The following is a 24,434-nucleotide window of genomic DNA, read 5'->3' on the forward strand; positions in this document are numbered from 1 at the left end:
AAATGATTTAACTAAAAGTGGGGCGATATTTAAATACGGTGCTTTACGCATTGTCATCAAATAAAGTGTGTTTATCAATGTTTGTTACTGCTGTTGGTGTTTTATTGGCTGATTTTTGGGTCACATTGATATTACCCGGCGTTAACCCTTCTGCTTCAAAACGGCTTGTTAAGTAATCTAAATTATCTTGTATTAGTTTTATGGTCTTAGCCCCTTCGCTCCAAAAATTGGTATGTATTGTATTATCAAAATAAGAAATTTTGCAGTGCAGTGTGTTTAAATGAGGGGGGGATAAGGTGATCGTTGCTGACCAAGTTTTTTGTTCGGTTTGTTGAGACTTTTTATGTTTTTTTTCGATCTCTATTTTAATTGAGGTGGTGAGTTTTTTTTCAGTAAAGGGTAAGTCGATTACCCAGACTTGTTTATTTTGATCTTCTTGCGGTAATGACTTGAGTTGATTGAGTACTAGCCGAGCTAGAGCGCCCTCTGATTTGTTTTGTAGATCTTTAAGTAGCTTCTGAAGCTGATCATCGCTGGCTAGGTTGTTTTTGTCTACTTGATATTCGTGCTGTAGTGCTTGGACAAATTTTAATAGCACCGCTTTAAAGTCTGAACTGAGTGTCAGTTCTGTTTTTTGTTTCGTGTGAGCTAACTTGGCTTCCAGATAAAGACCGCTATTATCCAGTGACTTTTTAAGTTGCGTGCCTTCTGTTAGTTGTTGTGGCTTGGGTAAGTCGCGTAGTATTTCTTGAGCAAGGCGTTTAAGTGTTTCTGATATTTTTTCATTGCTGGCAATTTGTGGGAAGGTGCGAATTAATTGATTGAGTAATTCGGGTGCAGCAATTTCTTTAGGCAGGTGATCTTTGATTGCGCTGGTAATGGTTTGTTCTGGGTTTTGGTACGGGAGAATTTGAAGCTGTACTTGTGGCTCGGTTTTTATGACTTGTAGCGTAAGGGCTTGTTGGGGGCTGAGTGCTGGCAAAGGGGTTGATTTTGATATTGGAAAATCAATGTTAATGAGTGTTTTAGGGCGGGCAGGAGTGGTATTTTTAGTTGTTTCAATAGCGCTACTGGGAGCCACAGTATTTTGTGTGGTTGTCGATAAAATAGGCGCTGATTTAGGCGTGACAAAGTTTTGTGTTTTTAGCGGTTCAATCGTGTTTTTCGTGGCTGTAGCTTTAGTCGGTGGCTCTGACTGTAATGCTGCTGATTTAGCTGCCAAAAAGCGCTGTGTTTTTATGCTTTTGTCGGTGTCGCTTGATAAGCTAGAAGAAGGGATATGTAGGCGTAGCTTAAGGCTTTTAGCGTCACTGTCAATTACTGTTGCACTCAGTAATTGTTGAGGTTTTAATGTGGATAACAGTGCGCTATGTGCAGTGTTCTTAGGCGTTTGTAGTATGTGTACTGCAATACGGGGATCGGTACGAGGTATGTTAGTTTTAGCGGCTTCTGTCTGTGAGACGTTTAAGTTAGTTTGTAAAATGAGTGTTGGTGCATTGCGTTTAATATCGGCTGGGACTGAAGTATTATTTGTTTTACTTGACTGTAAGAGCTGCTCAGGAGTTAAAACTTTGACCTCAGGTTGAGGCTGTAATTTAATCACTATTAACTTTACAGCTTGTCCTGATTGTAATGGTAACGCTTGTTGTTTACTTTCAGAGGGTTCATTTTTGAGAAAGGCGGCAATTTTTTTGTTTTCTATGCTCAGTTGAATGTTTTTTTTGTCTTGGCTAACCTGTACGATGCTGGCATTAATTTGTTGCCCTATTTTTAAATTTTCTGTACCGCTTTTCGTTGGGCTAAGCGTGTTAAGTATGTGTTGGGCTCGGGGAGGGATGGGTAGATTAATCATGGTTAAAGCAACAGTTTTTGAATGTCGTTGATTTCATCTTTGGCTTGGTCCAATATATTAATACTAAGATCGATATCTAAATTCCCTGAAACGAGTTTTTTGTAAGCAGGAAGTTCATCTAGTTTCGGCATTTTTTTCGGGTCAATTTTACCGATATAACTATGTAATTGAGAAATCATGACTATATCTGCATAGTCAGCTTTTTCATTGTTGTTTCTATACCAATTCTCTGAATTGATAATCACGCCTTCAAAATCTTCGTGGAAATCCCATTTGCGTAAAATTTGCACGCCGATTTCCACACGTAACTTACGCACTGTTTCAGTTAAATCTTTTGGGCTAGCTAAAATATCTGGTTGTTTGTCGGCATAAGCCAGAATGGGCACAATACCAATATCATGAATTAAACCCGCTAACATAGCTTTGTCAGGATCAAATCCAGGAGTTTTATGTGCTAATACAGCAGAAATGGCGGCGACATAGCTACTGTGCTGCCAGAGTTCGTGCATTTTTTTACGAATCACTCGCGAGCTGGCATTAAACACGCCTTTTAAGGCAAAGGTAGTAATAATTTGCTGTGAGCTCTGTAAGCCTAAGCGAGTGAGAGCCTCGGGACAGCTTTCAATTTTACGACGGCCACGGTATAGAGGGCTATTAGAAATTTTTATCAGTCGTGCAGTGATAGAAGGATCAATTTGGACCACGCGAGCAATTTTATTATTATTAGCCGAGCTATCATTAATGGCTTTTTTGATTTTAAACGAGACATCAGGGATCGTAGGCAAGTCGAGTGAGTCAGACTGCATGAATTTATAGCAGTCGGCATACAGTCGATTTTTTGCTAAGCTTGAGCGTGTTGCTTCGAGGGAGGAGGTTGAATTTTTTTGGTCCATAATGACTATTTTACTGAATGTTATCCAGATACACGCATAATTAGTTTAAAATTACTGTCTTTGCGCATTATTCTTACATTATTCATATTTTATGCAACCAACATCTGCAGCAACAATTCAAACGCTAATGACGGTAAGGGATTATATTCGTTGGGCGGCTAGTCGTTTTTCTGAAGCAGGACTATTCCATGGTCATGGCACTGCAACCGCTTTGGACGATGCGGCTGCTTTAGTTTTACATAGTTTACACCTACCTTATAATTTATCTGAAAGTTATTTTAGTGCGCGTTTAACTCACACTGAGCGAGAAAAAATTATTGACTTGGTGAATCAACGAGTCAGCTCCCGGGTTCCTTCTGCTTATTTAATGCATGAGGCAATTTTTGCAGGCTTGCCATTTTATGTAGATGAACGTGTATTAGTGCCGCGCTCTCCCATTGCTGAGTTAATTCAAGAGCAGTTTACCCCTTGGGTTGATGCTGACAGTATTGGGCATGTTTTGGACTTATGTACGGGTAGTGCCTGTATTGCTATTTCCTGTGCTTATGCTTTTCCTGATGCTTTAGTGGATGCGGTTGATTTGTCAGAAGAGGCTTTGGACGTTGCTAAAATTAATCTTGCTAAACATGGGTTGGCAGAGCAGTTAACTTTATATCATTCTGATTTGTTTTCCGCCTTACCGGCACAGAAATATGATTTAATTGTCTCTAATCCTCCGTATGTAGCTATTGCTGAATGGGAGCAATTGCCCGCTGAATTTCATGCTGAGCCAGAAATGGGTTTTACCGGTGGCGAGTCGGGGTTAGATTTAGTCATTAAGATTTTAGTTGATGCTGCTGATTACTTGTCTGAACAAGGTATTTTGGTGATTGAAGTAGGTAGTAGCGCGGAAACTTTGCAGGAAAAATTTCCGGATATACCGTTTTACTGGCTGAATTTTGAAAACGGTGGCGACGGGGTGTTTTTGCTGACAGCAGAGCAAGTTTTTGTATTTAATGAACAATTTAAAGCAGCATTGAGGTAAATATGTCGGGTAATAGTATAGGAAAATTATTTACAGTGACCACTTTTGGTGAAAGTCACGGTATTGCATTAGGCGCAACGATTGATGGCTGTCCACCGGGATTAGAATTAACGGAAGCGGATTTACAAGGGGATTTAGATCGTCGCCGACCTGGTACGTCAAGACATACTACGCAACGTCGTGAGGCTGACCAAGTAGAGATTTTATCGGGTGTATTTGAGGGTAAAACCACAGGTACGCCAATTGGTTTATTAATAAAAAATACCGATCAGCGTTCCAAAGATTATGCCAATATTGCTGAGACTTATCGCCCCGGTCATGCAGATTATGTTTATGACCATAAATATGGTTTTAGAGATTATCGTGGTGGTGGGCGCTCTTCGGCTAGAGAGACGGCCATGCGCGTTGCTGCGGGCGGCATTGCTAAAAAATATTTAAAGCAACAATACGGTATTGAAATTCGTGGTTATTTGTCTCAATTAGGCCCGATTAAAATCGAAGCGATTGATTGGGCAGCGATGGATAAGAGTGAGTTCTTTTGTCCAGATGCGAGTAAAGAGGCTGAATTAGTGGCTTATATGGATGCTTTGCGTAAAGAGGGTGATTCAATTGGCGCGAAAGTTAATGTTATGGCAACAAATGTACCGCCAGGCTTAGGCGAGCCTATTTTTGACCGTTTAGATGCTGATTTAGCGCATGCCTTAATGAGCATTAATGCCGTCAAAGGCATAGAAATTGGCGATGGTTTTGATTGCGTAAATAGTAAAGGTACAAATTTTAGAGACGAGATGACGCCTGAAGGTTTTTTGAGCAATCATGCAGGGGGAATTTTAGGGGGAATTTCTAGTGGCCAAGAAATTATTGCTAGTATTGCTTTAAAACCAACGTCTAGTTTGCATTTACCGGGACGCAGCATTAATCGTGATGGTGAGGCAATTGAAGTCGTGACGAAAGGGCGACATGATCCCTGTGTTGGTATTCGTGCAACACCTATTGCTGAAGCCATGATGGCGATTGTATTAATGGATCATATGTTGCGGCATAGGGCGCAGAATCATGATGTGCATTCTACTTTGCCTGTCTTGCGTTAACTAGACAGTGCAAACTAAAATTCCTTATTGGCGTTTATCGGGTTTTTATTTCTTCTATTTCGCAACCTTAGGCGGCTTTTTACCTTATTGGAGTTTATATCTTAAAGATTGTGGCTTTAATGCGGCTGAAATTGGCGAATTAACCGCTTTATTAGTGGGTACTAAAATTATTGCTCCCAACCTTTGGGGGTGGATTGCCGATCATACGGGCAAAAGTTTACGTGTGATTCGTATTGCGTCTTTTTTTGCTATGGTTTTGTTTGCTGGTTTTTTATACCAGCAATCGTACCAATGGTTTGCTTTGGTGACCATAGGGTTTAGTTTTTTTTGGAATGCTGCGCTGCCGCAATTTGAAGCCGCTACCTTGCATCACTTGAAAAAGGAGCCGCACCGATATAGTAATATCCGCTTATGGGGCTCGATAGGCTTTATAGTGACGGTTTTAGGGGTAGGCTATTTGTTGGATTTATACCCTATTGACTTGTTGCCTTGGTTTATTATTGTTTTACTGGCTTTGATTTGGTTAATTTCTTTAGTTATACCGGAAGTGACAGTGGCTAAAGCGAGTCAAGCTGTGATTGGTATAGGGCAAATTATTAAGCAGCCTGAAGTGATTGCTTTCTTATGCGTTTATATGTTATTGCAGGCATCACATGGCCCTTATTATGTGTTTTTTTCTATCTACTTAAAGCAATATGATTATTCAGCAACGATAATCGGTTTACTTTGGTCACTTGGTGCATGTGCAGAGATTATTGTTTTTGTCTTTATGCGTCAGTTGCTAAAACTTAATTCGCTACGTCATATATTGTTAGTTAGTTGTTTGTTGGCGGTATTAAGGTGGTTATTAATCGCTTGGTATGTTGATAATATGTGGTTATTAATAGGTGCTCAACTATTACATGCAGCAACTTTTGGTTCGGCGCATGTGGCAGCTATGCATTTAGTGCAAAATTATTTTGGTCAACATCATCAAGGTAAAGGTCAGGCGTTTTATAGCAGTCTTAGTTTTGGTTTAGGTGGTATGCTGGGTGGCTTGTATAGTGGTTACGGTTGGGATCTTTACGGCGCTCAGTGGGTGTTTAGTTTTGCTGCGGCTTTAAGTTTTTTGGCTTATATTATTGCGGCTATTTGGGTAGGTAAAGGTAAGGCGCTTGTTCATCAGGAAGCGTGAGTTAAAAGTAATAGGTATAAGGCGGTAAATTATTTGCAAGGCAGATGAGAGAATGTAGGCCGTGACTTTAAGACAGCTGATAATAGAAATAGGGACTTTCATATTTCTGGGGTCGCGTTTCAGCCTTTATATTTGTTTAGGTATTAATGGGTTATTTAAAAAAGGAAAAATCGGTGTTTGAGTTAATTCAAAGTGGGGGATTATTAATGATCCCTATTTTATTTTGTTCTGTTTTAGCCATGGGCATTATTGGCGAGCGTTTTTTAACCTTACAAAAAAAGAAAATTGTACCGCCTGAGTTGGTGGATCAAGTCTGGGAATTAGCTAAGGCTAAAAAATTAGATGCTAAGACGATCAAGCATTTAAAGGAAAGTTCTCCCTTAGGAATGATTCTTGCGAGTGGTCTAATGAGTCGTAGTTTAGGTCGGGATGTTATGAAAGAGGCGATCGTTGACTCTGGAAGGCACGTCGCTCATAAATTAGAGCGCTTCTTAAATACCTTAGGTACGATTGCCACTATTACCCCTTTGCTCGGTTTACTGGGCACTGTTTTAGGTATGATCAAGGTTTTTGCTGCTATTGTGAGTCATGGTGTTGGTGATCCAACGGTTTTAGCGGGTGGGATATCTGAGGCTTTAATTACCACAGCAGCGGGTTTAGCCGTCGCTATTCCTTGTGTTATTTTTCATCGTTATTTCGATGGCTTAGTCGATGTCTATGTTTTAAATATGGAAGAGGAATCTTTGAAATTAATTGAAGTAATTCATGGTACGTATGAAGGCTTAGAATGAATTTTCGCAATAAAAAACATAAACCTTTAGAAGTTTCTTTAACACCCATGATTGATGTGGTTTTTTTGTTATTGATCTTTTTTATGGTGACCACCAGCTTCAGTAAAGAGACATCTATTAAAATTCAACTACCACAAGCTGATGGCCAGGAAACAGAGCAGCATAAACAAGTGTTACGCTTAACGATTGATAAGTCAGGACAGTTTTTTATTGATGGCCGTGCATTACAGGATAAAAGTTTGGCGACTTTAACTAAAGCATTAACCGCTGCTGTTACAAATAAACAAATGCCGTTAGTCATTAGTGCTGATGCGAGTGCGCCTGTACAGGCAGCTATTTCTGCCTTAGATGTTGCCAATAAAATTGGTTTTAAAAGTATTAGTTTTAGCACGCAAAAAGAGTAAAAAATATGAAAAAAATAATCGCTAAATGGTTAAATGAAATTTGGTATAAAGATCACTTTGTTGGGACTTGGTTTTCTGGTTTTGCATTCCTTTATATTGATATAGCCAAGTTGAGACGCAAGCTCTATCAAAAAGGTTATAAAAAGGTGACTAAATTACCTGTTCCGGTCATTATTGTCGGTAATATTACCGTTGGTGGTACAGGTAAAACACCACTAGTCATTTATTTGGTAGAAAAACTAAAAGCTGAGGGTTTTAAGCCGGGTGTTATTAGTCGAGGGTATGGTGGACAAGCAGAAGCATGGCCGCAGCAAGTCACTGCCAATAGTGAGGTAAGTTTAATTGGTGATGAACCTTTGTTAATTGCGCAACAGGCAAATTGTCCTGTTGCAGTAGGTCCAATAAGAGCAGACGCGGCTAAGTTATTATTAGATAACAATGATTGCGATGTTATTATTTCCGATGATGGCCTACAACATTATGCTTTGCACCGAGATATAGAGATTTGTGTTATTGATGGCATACGACGTTTTGGTAATAATTTCTATTTACCAGCTGGGCCATTACGTGAACCACAAGAACGCTTAAAGGAAGTGGACTTTGTTGTTTGTAACGGTGGAGAGCCTGAAGAGGGCGAGATTTTAATGCGCCTAGAAGGGACTTTTGCTATTAATATGCAAACTAAGGAGCGTAAACCTTTAGCTGAGTTTAAAGCGCAAAAAGAAGTTCATGCGCTGGCGGGAATTGGTCATCCTCAGGGCTTTTTTGATTTATTGGCACAAGCAGGTATTGAGCCTGTCACACATAGTTTTCCTGATCATTATGCTTATGCAGCGAAAGATATACAGTTTAAAGGCGCACAAGCAATATTAATGACCGAAAAAGATGCAGTTAAATGTGTAGATATTGCAACAGAGCAACACTGGTATGTGCCGGTACAAGCAAAATTGGAGTCGGGGTTTACTAATAACCTGATTACTTTATTACGTAAGGTGCAGGGCAGACTTTAGTCTGCTTTTATTCGTTGCAGGTTTACTACCTGTACCACGGCGCGAATAAATTCGAGCCTACAACAGATAAGCTTGTTTATGCTCGTTACTTAGTTATAAGACCGACAAGCAATATCATCTATCAGGGTATCTTGGAAGTCATTCATATTGTCAAGAATAGCAACGCCGCGTAGTAGTTCATTATTAGAAATATTACGTAGCAATAAATCAGCCTTACTGACACAAAGATTAAGATGTGCAAACGTCTTTTCTGTTAGTGATTCTTTGATGTTTTCTTGTTTTACGGCATAAACGGCATTATCTTTTAGAATGACAGTATCGCCCGAGTGCGTACTTTCTAAAAACGAGTGCTGAAGAGGGAAGTTATCTATAATATGTAACATAGGATTGCCTAGGTCGTCTTTTATAAAAAATCTACATTAAGTAGTCTTTGTAAGTGTATAAAATATAAAGAATTTAAAGTTATAGTAATATACTTTAAAAGAGATGCCAAATAGTTTTTGAAAAAATTTTATGTAATAGCTGAAGTTTTATAATTTAAGTAATTGAATTTGTTGTAGCTTATCGTTTTTAATGGGTATTAAAAAAGAGTGATGTAGGATGCGCAGAGGAACGAAGCGCATCGTTTATCTGATGCGCTTCCTATCGTCAGCACATCCTACTATGGCCTTAATGTCACAAATACCTGTGTGGATAACGAGAAGTTATAATTTGTTGATATAAAGAGATTTTAAGTGAATAGAGACGTTATTTTTGATAGGTTGCAGCAGTATTGGTTATTGGCTCGATTTGATAAGCCCATAGGTATTTTAATTTTATTATGGCCCGCTTTGTGGGCGCTTTGGCTAGCTAGTTCAGGCTCGCCTGATCTATTAGTATTAACCGTGATTTGTTGTGGTGTAGTATTAATGCGTGCAGCAGGCTGCGTTATTAATGATTATGCAGACAGAGATTTAGATCCGTATGTAGAGCGCACTAAGCTAAGGCCTATTGCAGCAGGTAAAGTAAAGCCTAAAGAGGCGCTGATTGTATTTGCTATTTTATGTTTAACGGCTTTTGCATTAGTTCTGCTGCTCAATACGTATACTATTCTACTGTCTTTTGGTGGTGTTTTTTTGGCAGCAAGCTATCCCTTTATGAAGCGCTATACACAATTACCCCAAGCGTATTTAGGTATTGCTTTTGGCTGGGCTGTGCCTATGTCTTTTGCTGCGCAAAGTAATGAAATTCCGCTAGTTGCTTGGTTACTATATCTAGCAACAGCGCTTTGGGCCCTAGTCTATGATACGATGTATGCGATGGTAGATAAAGAGGATGATTTAAAAATTGGCATAAAATCAACGGCTATTTTATTTGGAGATAAAGAGCGTGAGATTATGGCAGTTTTGCAGATAATCATTATGTTATTAATGATCCAAATAGGGCGTTTACAAAATTTATCGTGGATTTATTATGTCACTTTAGTGTGTGCGAGCTTATTTTTTGTTTATCAGCAAAAATTAATTTTTCACCGCGATAAACAAAGTTGTTTTAAAGCCTTTTTAAATAGTAATTGGTTTGGTCTGACGATTTTTGTTGGTTTAGTCTTAGAGTTTGCTCTAAAGCCTTAGGAATCGAAATTCAATAATACCCGAAAGCACCGCCAGCCCTTCAAGGACTGGCGGTGCTCCATAACCTAAAGTTTCGGGTTTTATTTAATGAGCATTCCTTAGTTGTTCTCAGTATTTTAAAATAGTGGTCACGTTGTTAATGAACATGTGGTATTTCACAGCTATCAGTATAAATAAGTAAAGCATCAGTATCAGGTGTTACATCAATGACTAGTGATGATTTTGCTTCAAATACTTGAATATCATTAGCGATTAAATCGCTAAATAACACAGCGAATGATTTCGCTTGCTGTTCTTGCTTATGATTGGTATTGGAGCTATTTGTCGCTATTTTAAAATCAAAATGATTCACCGCTTGTTGTAATGCATGCATGGAAAAATTTTGAATACTTAATGCAAAATCTGCAAAGACTTCAGAGCCTTGCGTTTGTTTAATACGCTTAATATCATCTAAATTTGCGTAAAGTTTAAATAAGCCAAAAGCACCTTGCTGCGTATTTTTGCAGGCACCACCTTCCATAATCCTAACGAGCTGTAAAGATTTCCCCATTTTCAGTTTTGATAAACCAAATGTGTCGAGTAGCTCCTTCTGCACCAGAGGGTCAATTGAGGATCTTGGTGCTATTGATTCAATATCACTAGAGATTGGTTGGGTTATAGAGCTTGAACAGGCGCTGAGCAAAGGCAATAAAATGCTAAACATGAATTGTAATTTATGCATAAGCTGTTATAAGATTTTGTAATTCTTAACTATATTAAATGCGTAGTGGCTTTACAAGTTGTTATTTTACTGTAGGAAAATAACAATTTGTAAAGCACTTATTAGTGTTCTTGAGTTTAACCAAGTTTAGCTATAAGCTCACCAAACAACTCCAATCGCTAAAATAACCAGGATAAAAACAAAACTAGCGACATCATCAGCTATTTGTTTAATGCCTTGGTATTGCTCACCCATTATCATTTGAATACGGTTAGTGACTTGATCTTGCATATGGATTTTTTGTTGCATGGACATTCTCCTAGTGTTTAACATAACTGCGCATTTGTCCAACCAGCACACCTTGTATTTCGACTTGCTCAGGCTTGAAGTGCATAGCGGACATATTTGAATTAGCGGGGATTAATAAGGTTTCGTGTGGGTACTGCTCAATAAATTTTAGGGTGGCTTCAGCTTTATCGATAAGAGCAACAACAATTTCACCATTACGTGCAGTGCTGCGCTGCTCAATAACAACCCAGTCACTATCAAAGATACCTTCTTCAATCATAGAGTCACCTTTGACTTGCAAAATATAGCAGCTATTTTCTGTTTTAATTTGCTCGGGTATCGACATATAACTGATATTTTGTATGGCTTCTATAGGTTTTCCAGCGGCAATATAGCCAACAAAAGGAAGGCTTCCTGCAGTTTCTTCTATTGCTAAGTAGTTTTTAGCTTTCTCAGTTAAACGCACGCCCTTTTGCTTACGATCAGAGGCTTCAACTAAGCCCGCTTCGATTAAGGCTTGAATATGTTTATGCAAAGATCCGCGCGAGCTTAAGCCTAAAGCCAGACATACTTCGTTGAGGGTAGGTGGGTATGAAAATTTTTGTTGATTGCTCAATAAGAATTCAAAAATTTCTTTTTGTTTACGGGTTAAATCAATCAATACAGTTCTCCTTTTGTTTTGTTAATCATATCAAGAGAACAAAAAAAGAACAATGTTTTTATTTTACTGCTTGATGTTATGCAGTAGTGGATTTTAATTTCTATAATTCATCAAAAGAGGCTATAAACGTTTGGTAGGCGTTTTGTGAAAAAATAGTTTTTTGACCGACGCTACGCAATATCGTTTGATAAAAAGGCAAGGTATTGCTTGTCGATAATAACTGGAATTATGGCTTTTTCATTTATAATATTGAGATGTGTCATAGAAGCACAAGAAAGTGCAATATTATGATGTGCCAATAGGTGTATCTAATGCCATTCTTAATTGTGTTGTTTGTATATAAATCAATAAGATATGAAAATACTAAACGTTTATTTTAAAAATATTAATTCGCTTGAGGGTGAAAATCGGATTGATTTTGATAAAGCGCCGATTGTTGATGCGGGTGTGTTTGCTATTACTGGGCCGAATGGTTCAGGGAAAACCAGTATCTTAGATGCGATTACTTTGGCTTTGTATGGGGAGACATTTCGTTTTCCTAAACCGGCTGAAAATGTGATGACTAACAATACGGCGGGATGTTTTGCGCAGGTCGAATTTGTTATTGATGGTGAAAAATATCGTTCAAGTTGGCAGGTAAAACGCGCTAATGCGCAAGCTGATGGTGAGTTAATGCCTGTAGAAATGCGCTTGACGCGAGTGAATGATGAAGAGCACATATTAGCTAGTGAGTCGCATAAAGTGTTGGCCCAGAATACTGAATTGACGGGAATGGATTTTCGCCGTTTTACACGTTCTATTATGTTAGCGCAAGGTGATTTTGCGGCTTTTTTAAAGGCTTTAGATGTTGAGCGCTTAGATATTTTAGAGCGTATTATTAATAAAGATATTTATGCAGATTATAAACTTGATGCGGAAGCAGCAACAGAGCAGGCACAAAAAAAGCTAGTTGAATTACAAACGCGTTTAGCTGATATTGCGTTGATGAATGATGAGCAGTTGCAAGTGGCTGAGTTAGATTTGGCGGATCAAAAGCTGTCATTTTCTGAATTAAAGCAGGAAAAGACCAATTTATTGCAATTGCAAGCGAGTTTGCAAAACTTACAGGAACTTGAGCAGCGCATTGCGCAGTTAGAAAAAGATCATGCAAATGAACAGCAGCAGATAGCTTCGGCTAAGGCAGATTTAGCGACTATTGCTAAATCTCAGGATGTTTTATCATTTGGAGATGTACTACATAAGGTTGCTGAAAAAAAAGCGGCTGTTGAGCAGTTAGGCGAGGAAAGTAGGAAAAAACAAGTATCGCTGCAAAAAATTCAAGAGCAGTTATCGCAGGCTGATGTGGATGAAAGTTATTTTGCTAGTTTGCCACGTCAAGATACACAAGTTCAACAGCAAGCACTAGACGCGCTACAAGGGCAATTAACACAAACGGTAGCGGATAGGCAGTCTGAAGTTGCGCTTAAAGAGACTTTGGAAGCGCAATTACCAGAAAAGCAACAAACTTTAGCAACGGTTGAGGCGTGGCTTACTGAGCATAAAAAAGACCATTTTCTTGTGGAAAATATGCCTGAATTGGGGCGTTTAAGAACGTTACGTCAACGCAGTCAGGATATGCAAAAGGCGATGAAGCGTTTTAATAAAACACATCAAAATGCTTCTGCTGCATCAACTAAGAATCAAGCGAGTATGCGTGCGCTGGAAAAAGAAATAGAAGGTTCTAAAAAGGCATTGGCGGCCTTGAATGAGGAATTGGAATTTATTGCAGATGGTCATAGTCTTGATGAGATGATGGCATTGCGGGTAGAACAAAAACAGCGTGTAGCAGATTTTATTGAGTTGTTAAGTTTGGCAAAGGTGCATAAGCGCTTTGTTAACAAAGCGCTTTCTAAGCGTTTTGCGGATTTAGATGCAGCGCAATTGAATGACCAGTTACAGGCTAAAAATGACCAAATTGAATCAGCACAAATTATTCACGGCATCTTAGAGAAAGCAGTTTACCGAGAGGAGTTAACTTTACGCTTAGCTGCTGATAGAGCAAAGTTGGAAGATAAAGTTCCTTGCCCTTTATGTGGTTCTGAAGAGCATCCTTATGTAAGGAAATTTCCTGTTATCAATGATTCTAAAGCTGCCTTGGCTGAGCAGGCTAGGTTAGTACGATCATTGCAAGCAGAAAAGAAGAAAATTAACCAACAACTGATTGCTTATAATAAAGTTATCAATGGTAATACTGAGCATACTGAACGAATTAATAGGGTTCGAGCAGAGTGGTTAACTTTATGTGCTCGTCTTAATGCGGTAAGCGATGAGCTAGAGATTAATAGCTTTCGAGTGATGAAGCGACGTATAAAAGCAGAAAAGCAAGAGTTAAAAGAAATTAATGTACTAATAAAACGTTTTCAGTCAAAAAAGAAAGAAATTGCTAAGCAGGAAGTTTTTTCGATTAAAAAACAAGCGGCACTGGATAAGTTAAAAACTAAGCAACAAATGTTAGATGAGAGTGGTCAAGGACGTCCACATGAGATGGTAATATTAGAGACCGAATTGGCAGAAAATATGCAAGAGGAAAGTGCGTTAACGAAGTTGGTTAGCTCGCAGTTACAGGAAGTTGATGAAAAGTTACCTAAATTAGGTAAAGAAAATGCTTTGTATGATGTGTTAAGTAAGCGTAGGCAGGATTATCAGGGGTATAGTATGCGCCAGAATTCTTTGGCTGCAGAAATAAAGCAGATTACTGAGAAAGTTAGCCTGTGCCAGAAAAATATTCAGCATTATGATGAAAAATTGCAGGCATTGGATGCGCAAATTAATGAGCAGCAGTTGGCGCAGTTGTATTTTTCTGTGCAAGATCAGCAGGCTGAGTTAGCGAAGTTGAAGACTGCTAATAACAAGCTATTAGCAGAGCTCAATGCGCAAAGTGATGAGCTGGCATTGCAGTTACAAAATTCTCCTTATGAGTCTTTAGAGCAAGTTCAGGTGTTACTTGATTTGTCGGAGCGTCAGGGTGAAATTCAATCATTATTTGATCGTTTGCAGCAAAACTTGGTTAAATATCCCGCTGAGTTTGAGGCGCTTGATAAACAGCAAAGCGCAGAGCGAGCACATATTCCTGCGACAGAAACTTTGGAAAGTACGGTTATACAGTTAAGGGATAAGGCGGTAAAAATGGAGATTATTGCCCAAGAAATTGCGACTTTAGAAAAGCAGTTAGGTGAACAACAGCAATTGAAACAAAATAATGCACAATTATTGCAGGCGATTGAGCAGCAGGAAATAGCCTTAAAACAAGCACAAGGTGAGTTAGATAGGATGAATGCTGAGCCTGAAAATATTTTTAGGCGCCGAGTGCAAGCAGGTGTTACTGCTAAATTGTTAAGCTCTGCAAATAGCTTTCTAGATAAAATTGGTGGGCGATATCATGTGTCTAGTACGACTAGCGATGCTGGCTTAGCATTAGAGATTATCGATACTAAGCAGCAAGGTATAAGACGTGCAGTGAGTTCTTTGTCGGGTGGCGAGACTTTTGTGGTCAGTTTGGCTATGGCTTTGGGTTTATCTGAAGCTGCAAATAATGGGCGAGCGATTGATTCTTTATTTATTGATGAAGGGTTTGGTAATTTAGATGCGAAAACACTTTATACAGTGGTTACGACATTAAAAAGTTTAAAAGCACAGGGCAAAACGGTGGGCATTATTTCTCATATTGATGGGATAAGACAACAAATCCCTACACAGGCAGAGATGATTAGGCAAGAGAATGGTGTGTATAAGGTGGTAGTACACGGCGCAGTGGTGGAAACAACTGAGTTGGTTGGCAATGTTGCTTAAGGTATAGGAAAGGTTGGAAAGCAGATTTTTGAGTGGGAAAATAGCGGGTTTCAGGCGAAAAATTCACTAATGTCCGTAAGCACTGCCAGTCTTTCAAGATCTGTCAGTGCTGTATGATCTAAAGTTTTGAGTATTCTTAAATCCTTCGTAGTGTAACTTTTTTAAACGATTAGAAGTCAGGGTCGAAAAGGTCACCGTAGGCAGTCTCAACTGTTAAGTAATTTTGCCAAGGGTGAATAGGCTGTACAATGGGCTTAGTTGGCAAAAGAAAAAATGTCAAATCAAGAATGCCCACAAGTGTGCGCCCACTCGTTTGTAAAATCCCAAGCCCTATACCACCTGTGAGACCGTAGATTAAATTCGTATCATTAGTCACTTTAATGATGTTTTTAGGGATTTCAAAAAAGCCTAAAGTTGAATTAGAAAGTCCCCAAAGCAATTTTTGGCCTATTTTTTGACCATAGGATGCCTTCTTAGGTGTTTCTGTCAAATGATGGGGGGATGAGTAATTTTCAGCATTTATTTGAGGTTCATCTGCTAAACTAAAAGAGGAAAAACACAAGAAAATGCTACTGAATAGGGCTAATAATATTGTTTTTTGGTTCATTAGATAATAACCTTAAATGGATTGTCGGTATGAGATTCTTACTGGATTTAAGTATAGCAGAACTTTTTAATAACAAGAGTTGAGAATAAAAAATTAAATGTTAGCACTTTCAGAGTGTTGTTATTTCTTGATAAAAAGCGGGTAGGGCTTTGCATTTTCTTGATAATTTTAATGTTATATTTCACCTGTTTGTTTAACTTTATTGTCACTTTTTGTTATCCAAAGGTATTTAAGGCATTCACGCTATAGTGTAGGGTGTGCGACGATATGAGGCGCATCGTTCCTCAGAATATCCTACAAGACTTGCAGTGACTGTAAGTGAACTAGTCTTAAATTTGTGATAAAAAACAGCATATTTCGAGGTTGCTGTACTAGGTTTGAATCAATAGAGATTTTATGGCTGAATATTACGATCCAAAAACCTATCCAACGCAATGGAATTATTTGCAGACGGGAACCATTATTGATGACTATATTATTGAGCGTGACTTGGCTCATGGTGGATTTAGTTCTGTGTACTTGGCTAGGCAGCGTTCTGACCAAGTTCAAGTTGCTATTAAAGAATATTTGCCGCGTAAATTAGCCCACCGTACTTGGAGTAATGAAATTGTTGCTAATAATGAAAAGTCCAAAAGATTATTTGCTCATGGTAGGGCGTTGTTTATAGAGGAAGCTAAAGTACTGGCAACGCTTAAACATCCTAATATAGTAGAGGTTATTAATTTCTTTCAGGCTAATTCCTCTGTTTATCTGGTTATGACTTATGATTACGGGGTAACCTTGGATAAGCTATTAAAAGCTAAAGAGATTAAAGTCACTGAACAATGGCTAATGGATGTGTTTGGTTCTTTATTGGCGGGGCTAAAGTTAATTCATGAGCACAATATTTTGCATTTAGATATCAAGCCAGCTAATTTGTTGATTCGCCCAGAAAATGATACTTTACTATTGGATTTTGGCGCAATACAGCCTTACCCACTTAATAAGAGTAAACATAAAGCGTATATTTTAACCAAAGGTTTTTCACCGATTGAACAGTATTCTGCTACGGGTATTTTAGCGCCTTGTTCAGATATTTATGCTGTGGGAGTTAGTATGCGCGCTTGTTTAGATTTTAGTGTGCCACCGCAAGCACCTGATCGAGTTGGCAGTGATGAATTTCCACTGGCGCAAAAAGTGCATGCTAAGAAGTTGAGTCAGCGTTTTTTGGAAATCATTGATTGGGCTATGGAAGTAACGCCCGCAAATCGCCCGCAAACTGTGCAAGAGTTACAAGATGCATTGGCAAGCATGTAATGTAAGAGGTATTTATAGCTAAATATTGTATATACTGTCTTATACGACTGCGCTCAGCGTTTATAAATGATAATATAGCACTTTTGCTTAATAATATTGAATGCAACTAATTCGCGGAATTAATCAGCTACAGCCCTTTGCTCAGGGCTGTGTCTTGACTATTGGTGATTTCGATGGCGTACATATAGGCCATCGTATTGTTATTAATAAATTAGCTGAAAAAGGGCGTTTATTAGGTTTGCCGGTTGTCGTTATGGTTTTTGAGCCGCAACCCTTAGAGTTTTTTCTTAAAGATAATGCGCCCTCACGGTTAACTCGGCTAAGAGAAAAAATAATACATTTTGAGCATTTACCTGTTGATAATTTGTTGATTGTTCATTTTAATCAGCGCTTTGCCAATATGGATCCCGACTATTTTATTAAGCAAATATTAGTTGAACGTCTAAATGTAAAGTATTTGGTTGTTGGCGATGACTTTCATTTTGGCAAAACACGGCGTGGTAACTTTTCTTTATTGCAAGAAGCGGGACAACAATACGGATTTAATGTGACTGATACGCTTTCTTATTTAATAAAAGGAACTCGGGTCAGTAGTACTTTAATTCGCGATGCTTTGAATGAAGGGGATTTAGCGACTGCAGAGTCTATGTTAGGGCGCAACTATTCTGTTTGTGGCAGAGTGGTACATGGCGAAAAATTAGGCAGGAAAATTGGTTTTCCGACTGCTAATATACAAATGTTACGTAAAAACACTCCGATAGCAGGTGTGTTTGCTGTGACCATGACAGGTATTGCTGGTAAGCCTGTCAATGGAGTAGCAAATGTAGGGACAAGACCAACGGTTGATGGAGGATCAAAGGTGTTATTAGAAACACATTTGTTTAATTTTGACCAAGATATTTATGGAAAGTATGTAGAAGTACATTTTAAGCACAAAATCAGAAATGAAATGCGCTTCCAATCAGTGGAAGATTTAAAACGGCAGATTCAATTGGATACTGCTCAAGCGAAGACTTTATTGCAGATTTAAGACAACATGACCATTGACTATAAAAGTACATTAAATTTACCGAAAACAGCCTTTCCTATGAAAGGTAACTTGGCACAGCGTGAACCTGAGCGTTTGAAAAAATGGACAGAAGCTGATTTATACCAAAAGATTCGTACGGAATTTTCCGGCAAGCCGCCGTTTATTTTGCACGATGGTCCGCCGTATGCAAATGGCGTGATTCATATTGGTCATGCGGTGAATAAAGTTTTAAAAGATATTATTCTTAAATCTAAAACCTTAGCAGGTTTTGATGCTCCGTATGTTCCTGGCTGGGATTGTCATGGTTTGCCAATTGAGTTGATGGTTGAAAAAAAGGTCGGGAAAGCGGGCGCTAAAGTTTCTGCTGAAGTATTTCGTAAAGCCTGCCGAGAGTACGCCACAAAACAAGTCAAAATGCAAAAAGATGAGTTTATACGTCTGGGTGTTTTAGGTGATTGGAGCAACCCTTACTTGACTATGGATCATCAATTTGAGGCGAATATTATTCGTTCTTTAGGCAAAATTAATACCAAAGGCCATTTAAGTAAAGGCTCTAAACCAGTGCATTGGTGTACTGATTGTGGTTCTGCTTTGGCAGAAGCCGAAGTCGAATATGAAGATAAGCATTCACCAGCGATTGATGTGCGTTTTGAAGTACTAGATGAGGAGAAGCTGTTTGCTTGCTGTGAGCGTATGCCAGAGAATAAAGGGGAAGGCCCTTTATCAGTAGTTATTTGGACAACAACACCTTGGACATTGCCTGCAAACCAAGGCGTAAGCTTAAATCCTAAATACGAATATGTAATTATCCAGTGTGAAAAAGATGGTCAAAAAGAACGTTTAGTTTTAGTTAATCAACTATGGCTCGATGCAACTGAGCGTTATGGTATGGAAAATTGTCATGTTTTAGCACATTGCTTGGGTAGTGCGCTGGAAAATCAATTACTGATGCATCCTTTTTATCATCGTAAAGTGCCAATTATATTAGGGGATCATGTTACTGCAGAGGCTGGAACAGGTGCTGTTCATACTGCACCTGGTCATGGCCAAGACGATTATGTGGTGGGTCAGCGTTATGGTTTGCCAGTCGATAATCCAGTGGGTGATAATGGTGTATTCTTAGCTAATACTGAATTATTTGCTGGTGAGCATGTTTTTTCGGCGAATGATCATGTTATTGAAGTTTTAACAAGTAAACATAAGCTTTTACATCATGAAGCTGTATTCCATAGTTACCCGCATTGTTGGCGTCACAAAACACCGATTATTTTTCGAGCAACGCCACAGTGGTTTATTTCTATGGAGCAAGCTGAACTACGTAAGAAAGCACTAGCAGAAATCAAAAAAGTGCAGTGGTTACCTGAGTGGGGGCAAGCTCGTATTGAAGGTATGATAGAAAATCGCCCTGATTGGTGTATTTCCAGACAACGTACTTGGGGGGTACCGATTCCTTTTTTTGTGCATAAAGAGACAGGCGCGTTGCATCCTGAAACGGATAAATTAGTTGAAGATATTGCTTTACATGTAGAGCAAAAAGGTATAGAGGCTTGGTTTGCTTTGGATAAGGCAGAGTGGTTAGGTTCAGAGGCTGAGCATTACGAAAAAATGCAAGATACCTTGGATGTTTGGTTTGATTCAGGTGTGACGCATGAAGCTGTTTTAAATCAGCGTGAGCAATTACGTTTTCCAGCGGATTTATATTTAGAAGGTTCTGATCAGCATCGTGGTTGGTTTCAGTCTTCTTTATTGACATCGGTGGCAATGAATGGTGTGGCACCTTATAAAACAGTGTTAACACATGGCTTTGCTGTGGATGCTGAAGGCAAAAAAATGTCTAAATCACGCGGTAATGTGGTTGCACCACAAACGGTGATGAAATCATTAGGTGCTGATGTATTGCGTCTGTGGGTTTCTGGTACAGATTATCGTGGTGAAATGACGGTTTCTGACGAAATTCTAAAACGTACTGCTGATGTTTATCGTCGTTTAAGAAATACCTCCCGTTTCTTATTATCTAATTTGGATGGCTTTGATCCTAAATTACACAGTGTTGATGCAAAAGATATGCTAGCTTTAGATCGCTGGATTGTAGATCGTGCATTTAATCTACAAGAAGAAGTGAAGCAAGCTTATGATCAGTTTCAATTCCATGTTATTAATCAAAAAGTGCATCATTTTTGCGCGATGGACTTAGGTGGCTTTTATTTAGATATTATTAAAGACCGCCAATATACTGCTAAAGCTGATGGACTTGCTCGTCGTTCGGCACAAACAGCGATGTATCATGTAATAGAAGCATTAGTGCGTTGGTTAGCACCGATTACTTGTTATACGGCGGATGAGATTTGGCAATATATGCCAGGTGAACGCAGTGAGTCAGTATTATTAGAAACTTGGTACGAAGGCTTGTTTGCTTTAAATGATGATGCGCTTATGTCCAATGCTGATTGGGAATGTGTGATGTCGGTACGCGAAGCAGTCAGTAAAGAACTAGAGAAAATGCGTAAATCAGGCGTAATAGGTGCTTCGTTAAATGCCGAGGTTACTTTATTTTGTGATGCCGAATATACGGCTGTTTTGAAAAAAATAGCAGAAGAATTACATTTTGTCTTTATTACTTCACAGGCTGTTGTATTACCAATACAAGATGCAGGGAGTGATGCAGAAATAACGGAGCTAGAGGGCTTGAAAGTCAAAGTAGTTGCTTCAGAGCATGAGAAATGCGTGCGTTGTTGGCATTATAAAGCTGATGTGGGCAGTCATGCTGAGCACCCAGAATTATGTGGTCGCTGCGTGGACAATATTGCAGGTGATGGTGAAGTTAGACAATTTGCATAATCAAAAAAATTAGCTAGCTAAGGAATGCACATTGAATAAAATCCGAAACTTTAGGTGATAAGCACCGCGAGTCTTTGCGGATATTATTGAATTTTGATTCCTAAGTGGGAGTGGCTTTAGTCGTGATTGATCATGGCTAAAGTCACTCCCACAATTTTATGTAAGGTAACGCGCAATACATAACCCACCCATTAAAAAGGCAAGTAATGCTTGGTTTATCCTTATTATTTTGGGTGGTTTATTTAGTGCGAGTTACCTAAGTTTTAGTTTATATTTTTAGCTACGTATTTAACACTAGACGTTTATCCTAGTTGCAGGGTGGGCTTCATCCGCTTTTTAGTAATGACGGACTGAAGTCCACCCTACAAACTATCAGTTGTCCCGTTTTAAGTACGTAGCCATATTTTTAAGAGTAAATATTTATGATGAAATGGCTATGGTTATCAGGGTTAATCTTAATACTCGATCAACTTAGTAAAATATGGATTGATATAAGCATGAACTTATATCAATCTATTCCTGTCTTTCCTGGCTTTAGTATTACTTATGCGCATAATTATGGTGCGGCATTTAGTTTTTTAAGTGATGCTGGTGGTTGGCAGCGTTGGTTTTTTGCTGCTCTTGCCGCTGGGATAAGTATAGGGCTGGTGATTTATTTAAAAAGCCTTAAACAAGATGAAACTTTACTCGCTGTTTCTTTAAGTTTGATTCTTGGTGGGGCGATTGGTAACTTAATTGATCGTGTTATCTATGGTTATGTCATTGACTTTTTAGATGTTTATTATCAGGCTTATCATTGGCCCGTTTTTAATATCGCTGATTCAGCAATTACTATCGGTGTTGCTTTTATGCTATATGAATCCTTGGTCGTAAAAGATAAGCACGAATGAGTTATGTGATGTATTTAGAGTTTAATTTGAAAAATTATCTGAATGGTTCGCAGATTTAGTTTAGTAAGGTACTTATTCTTATATATATCTTATAGTTAAAATCACAAGGAATATAATAATGTCTGATTTAGCCCGAGAGCGTATTAAATTTATTACAGAACTACATGAAGTTTTTTTGGTGAACAAGGGCTTTGGTGCTTTTGCTTATGTCTCTATTAATGATGTATTGGCATTATTTGAGGAATATTTAGCTTCAGGTGAGCCAGCGAAACAAATTATTAATCGCTATGTGCATTCTATTTAATAGCAGCTCAAAGCGTAGCGTTATTTTCGCAATGTAAACAGTTAGGCTACCCCTTCCTTCTTAGGCAACTCGTAACAAGCAACCTCCTCAAAATATAGGATAATAATAGGGGGTTATTATGAGTACAAAATGAAAAACACACAGTGCAAGGTTCAGCGAAGGTTATGCACTTATTATACGAATTCAGGTATGTCCATTATCGAAGATGTCAGGATTATTATTTGGCATAACAAAGGAACATTATAAATAATGTCATGCCTGTTGCTTTCTTAAATAGATCAGTATCAAGTTCGCCATGGATGTGAAGGTAAATCTGCAAGACCAATAACATCGATTGCGGCTTTAGCGACTTGATGATCATGTTCTACTGAGCTGCCACTCACACCAATGGCCCCGATTAAAATGCCGTCATTATTGACGATAGGGATACCACCGGGAAAGGTGATTAAGCCTTCATTAGAGTGTTCAATGCCGTAAAGTGGTGCGCCTGGTTGCGATAGTTCACCGATAGAGCCGGTGCTCATACCAAAAAAACAAGCAGTTTTGGCTTTTTTAATGGCAATGTCAGAACTACCAAGCCAGGCTCCATCCATTCTAATAAATGACTTTAAGTCAGCACCGGAATCAACAATGGCGATGCACATTTGGACACCAATCTTTTGCGATTCAGTAATTGCTGCGGTAATGGCTGTTTCTGCCTGTTCATAGCTTACATGCATGGTTCTTCCCTTAGGTTTAGATAAAAGTCTAAAATTAAATAGGTGCGGGTAGAGTCCTGTCCTAGGGCTATTAAAAACTAAGTTGCTTATTGTCAGGTTTCACCACGTTGTACCCTAATTTTTTAAAAGGTCAGCACGAAATATATCGTAAAATTTTATTGGTTTGAAAGTACCTGTATTAAGCTTTTAAATGGAATATTTATTAGCTATTTGGATTAAAGAGAATACTCGGGTACTGAGAAGTTATACTTTGATAGTGCGTATTTTTTGGGAGGATTTGTTGTTTTTAGATAAAAAATGACTACCTTACTCATGGGTTAGGGTAGTCATTTTAGTCTATTGGATTTAAGTAATATTTTGATGTTTTTGTAGCTTATTCAAAAGTATTTTTAGACGCTTTTCTTTTTTGATTAGCCGCTTGAAAAGCTTGATCTGTTACTTGCGCACCTACTGATGGGGCTAAGTGCTCAGTTTCTCTGCTTTTTAGCAGAAATACACCAATAATAGCAACTAAAATGATACCGCCGATATAGTAGTTTGAGTAATCTTTTGTTTGTTCTTCAGCCATTTGAATTTCCTCGTTATTATTTTTATAAAAATTATGCAGTGCATAGTTGAGGCATTATTTATTATTATTGTTATGCCTCAGCCTGTGTCGGTGAGTAAGCTACTCTAAAGCGACGGTGTATTTTTATCATGGACTATAGTTTCGTGTCAAAACTATTTTTGTATGTGGTTATTGTTATTTTGTTACTTATTGATTTATATTGTATTTTTATTTTTATTTTTATATCTTACAGTGTTTTTATCTGCATAGTGATACTGACATCATATTGTCATTAATTTTTAGTAAAACTAGAATTATTTATTAATAACCTTTCTAAACTTCGAGAGCCTATGTCAAATCAGAAATTTATTCCCCGTAAACTAGGCGAATCTATTATTGAATTGCCCAGTAAAGGGTTAGCTAAAGAAGATTTTATTAAAAATTAAACCACGTCCTGAGGACGTGGAGTTGGTCGAAAGGCTCCGCCTGGAGAAATAAAGTCTACTCATGCATTCTAGTGATGTTGTCGCCACAACAAAAACTAGGAGAAAAAACATGAGTAGATTTCGTAAGCTATCACATGTGGTATGGCATTGCCAATATCATATTGTGTGGGTTCCAAAATATAGGTATAGAGTATTAAAAGATAGGGTTGGATTTGAAATATCAAAAACAATTCGTGTTTTTGCAGAGAGGCTTGGCTGTGAAGTTGTTGAGCTGAATGTGCAGGAAGATCATGTCCATTTGTTGGTCATGGTTCCGCCTAAAGTAGCTATTTCTCAATTGGTTGGAACAATAAAAGGTAACTTCTCATTATCCACAGGCAATTATTTAAAAGTTGTTTTACAATATATTCTATGAACTCGCCTAAACCGAA

Annotated in this window: 22 protein-coding genes and 1 pseudogene; 14 read left to right on the forward strand and 9 right to left on the reverse strand. The window is 38.4% G+C overall.

The genetic code is table 11. From position 1 onward, the window contains the following. Positions 1 to 43 precede the first annotated feature (43 nt). Positions 44 to 1,852 carry a flagellar hook-length control protein FliK gene (fliK, locus tag BQ7314_RS10950; RefSeq protein WP_174483731.1) on the reverse strand — a complete coding sequence of 603 codons (1,809 nt, stop codon included), beginning with the start codon at positions 1,850 to 1,852 and terminating at the stop codon, positions 44 to 46. 2 nt (positions 1,853 to 1,854) lie between these two features. Beyond that, positions 1,855 to 2,745 carry an HDOD domain-containing protein gene (locus BQ7314_RS10955; RefSeq protein ID WP_174483732.1) on the reverse strand — a complete coding sequence of 297 codons (891 nt, stop codon included), beginning with the start codon at positions 2,743 to 2,745 and terminating at the stop codon, positions 1,855 to 1,857. Positions 2,746 to 2,836: 91 nt separating this feature from the next. Here BQ7314_RS10955 and prmB point away from each other — a divergent pair, with 91 nt between their 5' ends. From prmB to lpxK, 6 genes are all read left to right on the forward strand, one after another. After that, positions 2,837 to 3,769 (forward strand): 50S ribosomal protein L3 N(5)-glutamine methyltransferase, encoded by a 933-nt coding sequence (gene prmB / locus BQ7314_RS10960; protein ID WP_174483733.1) that lies wholly within the window; start codon positions 2,837 to 2,839, stop codon positions 3,767 to 3,769. 2 nt (positions 3,770 to 3,771) lie between these two features. Then, on the forward strand, positions 3,772 to 4,860 hold the full coding sequence (gene aroC, locus BQ7314_RS10965) for a chorismate synthase (RefSeq protein ID WP_174483734.1): 1,089 nt from the start codon (positions 3,772 to 3,774) through the stop codon (positions 4,858 to 4,860). A 7-nt stretch (positions 4,861 to 4,867) separates the two neighbouring features. After that, the gene (locus tag BQ7314_RS10970; protein WP_245394978.1) at positions 4,868 to 6,034 is read left to right on the forward strand and encodes an MFS transporter; all 1,167 of its coding nucleotides are present in this window, start codon (positions 4,868 to 4,870) and stop codon (positions 6,032 to 6,034) included. Positions 6,035 to 6,207: 173 nt separating this feature from the next. Next, on the forward strand, positions 6,208 to 6,825 hold the full coding sequence (locus BQ7314_RS10975) for a MotA/TolQ/ExbB proton channel family protein (RefSeq protein WP_174483757.1): 618 nt from the start codon (positions 6,208 to 6,210) through the stop codon (positions 6,823 to 6,825). Next, positions 6,822 to 7,229, forward strand: coding sequence for an ExbD/TolR family protein (locus tag BQ7314_RS10980; RefSeq protein WP_174483735.1), 408 nt, complete (start codon positions 6,822 to 6,824; stop codon positions 7,227 to 7,229). The genes BQ7314_RS10975 and BQ7314_RS10980 overlap by 4 nt, the downstream gene beginning before the upstream one ends. A gap of 5 nt (positions 7,230 to 7,234) precedes the next feature. Further along, positions 7,235 to 8,239, forward strand: a complete 1,005-nt coding sequence (lpxK, locus tag BQ7314_RS10985; protein WP_174483736.1) for a tetraacyldisaccharide 4'-kinase — start codon at positions 7,235 to 7,237, stop codon at positions 8,237 to 8,239. Positions 8,240 to 8,328: 89 nt separating this feature from the next. On the opposite strand, the gene BQ7314_RS10990 is transcribed toward lpxK, so the two are convergent. Then, positions 8,329 to 8,622 carry a DsrH/TusB family sulfur metabolism protein gene (locus tag BQ7314_RS10990; RefSeq protein ID WP_174483737.1) on the reverse strand — a complete coding sequence of 98 codons (294 nt, stop codon included), beginning with the start codon at positions 8,620 to 8,622 and terminating at the stop codon, positions 8,329 to 8,331. Between the two features lie 351 nt (positions 8,623 to 8,973). Here BQ7314_RS10990 and ubiA point away from each other — a divergent pair, with 351 nt between their 5' ends. Beyond that, positions 8,974 to 9,849: a 4-hydroxybenzoate octaprenyltransferase gene (ubiA, locus tag BQ7314_RS10995; RefSeq protein WP_174483738.1), complete on the forward strand. Its 876-nt coding sequence runs from the start codon at positions 8,974 to 8,976 to the stop codon at positions 9,847 to 9,849. A 136-nt stretch (positions 9,850 to 9,985) separates the two neighbouring features. Here the strand turns inward: ubiA and BQ7314_RS11000 are convergent, their stop codons facing one another. From BQ7314_RS11000 to lexA, 3 genes are all read right to left on the reverse strand, one after another. Then, positions 9,986 to 10,570, reverse strand: coding sequence for a hypothetical protein (locus BQ7314_RS11000; protein ID WP_174483739.1), 585 nt, complete (start codon positions 10,568 to 10,570; stop codon positions 9,986 to 9,988). Between the two features lie 138 nt (positions 10,571 to 10,708). After that, entirely contained in the window at positions 10,709 to 10,858 is a 150-nt protein-coding gene (locus BQ7314_RS11005; RefSeq protein WP_174483740.1) for a hypothetical protein, read from the reverse strand. Positions 10,859 to 10,868: 10 nt separating this feature from the next. Further along, entirely contained in the window at positions 10,869 to 11,498 is a 630-nt protein-coding gene (lexA, locus tag BQ7314_RS11010) for a transcriptional repressor LexA (protein ID WP_174483741.1), read from the reverse strand. A 354-nt stretch (positions 11,499 to 11,852) separates the two neighbouring features. Here lexA and BQ7314_RS11015 point away from each other — a divergent pair, with 354 nt between their 5' ends. Continuing rightward, positions 11,853 to 15,326: an AAA family ATPase gene (locus BQ7314_RS11015; RefSeq protein WP_174483742.1), complete on the forward strand. Its 3,474-nt coding sequence runs from the start codon at positions 11,853 to 11,855 to the stop codon at positions 15,324 to 15,326. Positions 15,327 to 15,495: 169 nt separating this feature from the next. Here BQ7314_RS11015 and BQ7314_RS11020 read toward each other — a convergent pair whose 3' ends face one another. After that, the gene (locus tag BQ7314_RS11020) at positions 15,496 to 15,933 is read right to left on the reverse strand and encodes an exosortase system-associated protein, TIGR04073 family (RefSeq protein ID WP_174483743.1); all 438 of its coding nucleotides are present in this window, start codon (positions 15,931 to 15,933) and stop codon (positions 15,496 to 15,498) included. A gap of 396 nt (positions 15,934 to 16,329) precedes the next feature. On the opposite strand from BQ7314_RS11020, the gene BQ7314_RS11025 reads away from it, so the two are divergent. The 5 genes from BQ7314_RS11025 to BQ7314_RS11045 all read left to right on the forward strand — a co-directional run bounded on the left by BQ7314_RS11025 (position 16,330) and on the right by BQ7314_RS11045 (position 22,291). Continuing rightward, positions 16,330 to 17,229 carry a serine/threonine protein kinase gene (locus tag BQ7314_RS11025; RefSeq protein WP_174483744.1) on the forward strand — a complete coding sequence of 300 codons (900 nt, stop codon included), beginning with the start codon at positions 16,330 to 16,332 and terminating at the stop codon, positions 17,227 to 17,229. Positions 17,230 to 17,329: 100 nt separating this feature from the next. Beyond that, a complete protein-coding gene (gene ribF, locus BQ7314_RS11030; RefSeq protein WP_174483745.1) occupies positions 17,330 to 18,259 on the forward strand; it encodes a bifunctional riboflavin kinase/FAD synthetase in 930 nt (309 codons plus the stop codon). 6 nt (positions 18,260 to 18,265) lie between these two features. Next, positions 18,266 to 21,097, forward strand: a complete 2,832-nt coding sequence (ileS, locus tag BQ7314_RS11035; protein WP_174483746.1) for an isoleucine--tRNA ligase — start codon at positions 18,266 to 18,268, stop codon at positions 21,095 to 21,097. A gap of 422 nt (positions 21,098 to 21,519) precedes the next feature. Further along, on the forward strand, positions 21,520 to 21,987 hold the full coding sequence (lspA, locus tag BQ7314_RS11040) for a signal peptidase II (RefSeq protein WP_174483747.1): 468 nt from the start codon (positions 21,520 to 21,522) through the stop codon (positions 21,985 to 21,987). A gap of 118 nt (positions 21,988 to 22,105) precedes the next feature. Beyond that, a complete protein-coding gene (locus tag BQ7314_RS11045) occupies positions 22,106 to 22,291 on the forward strand; it encodes a hypothetical protein (RefSeq protein ID WP_174483748.1) in 186 nt (61 codons plus the stop codon). Positions 22,292 to 22,575: 284 nt separating this feature from the next. On the opposite strand, the gene BQ7314_RS11050 is transcribed toward BQ7314_RS11045, so the two are convergent. After that, on the reverse strand, positions 22,576 to 23,010 hold the full coding sequence (locus BQ7314_RS11050; RefSeq protein ID WP_174483749.1) for a GlcG/HbpS family heme-binding protein: 435 nt from the start codon (positions 23,008 to 23,010) through the stop codon (positions 22,576 to 22,578). Between the two features lie 373 nt (positions 23,011 to 23,383). Beyond that, a complete protein-coding gene (locus tag BQ7314_RS11055; protein WP_174483750.1) occupies positions 23,384 to 23,578 on the reverse strand; it encodes a hypothetical protein in 195 nt (64 codons plus the stop codon). A gap of 534 nt (positions 23,579 to 24,112) precedes the next feature. On the opposite strand from BQ7314_RS11055, the pseudogene tnpA reads away from it, so the two are divergent. Beyond that, positions 24,113 to 24,373: pseudogene (tnpA, locus tag BQ7314_RS11060) on the forward strand (IS200/IS605 family transposase); the annotation flags it as partial. Positions 24,374 to 24,434 lie beyond the last annotated feature (61 nt).

Origin of the sequence: methanotrophic endosymbiont of Bathymodiolus puteoserpentis (Logatchev), from assembly GCF_900128525.1 — a bacterium.
In the GTDB taxonomy this organism is placed as follows: domain Bacteria; phylum Pseudomonadota; class Gammaproteobacteria; order Methylococcales; family Methylomonadaceae; genus Methyloprofundus.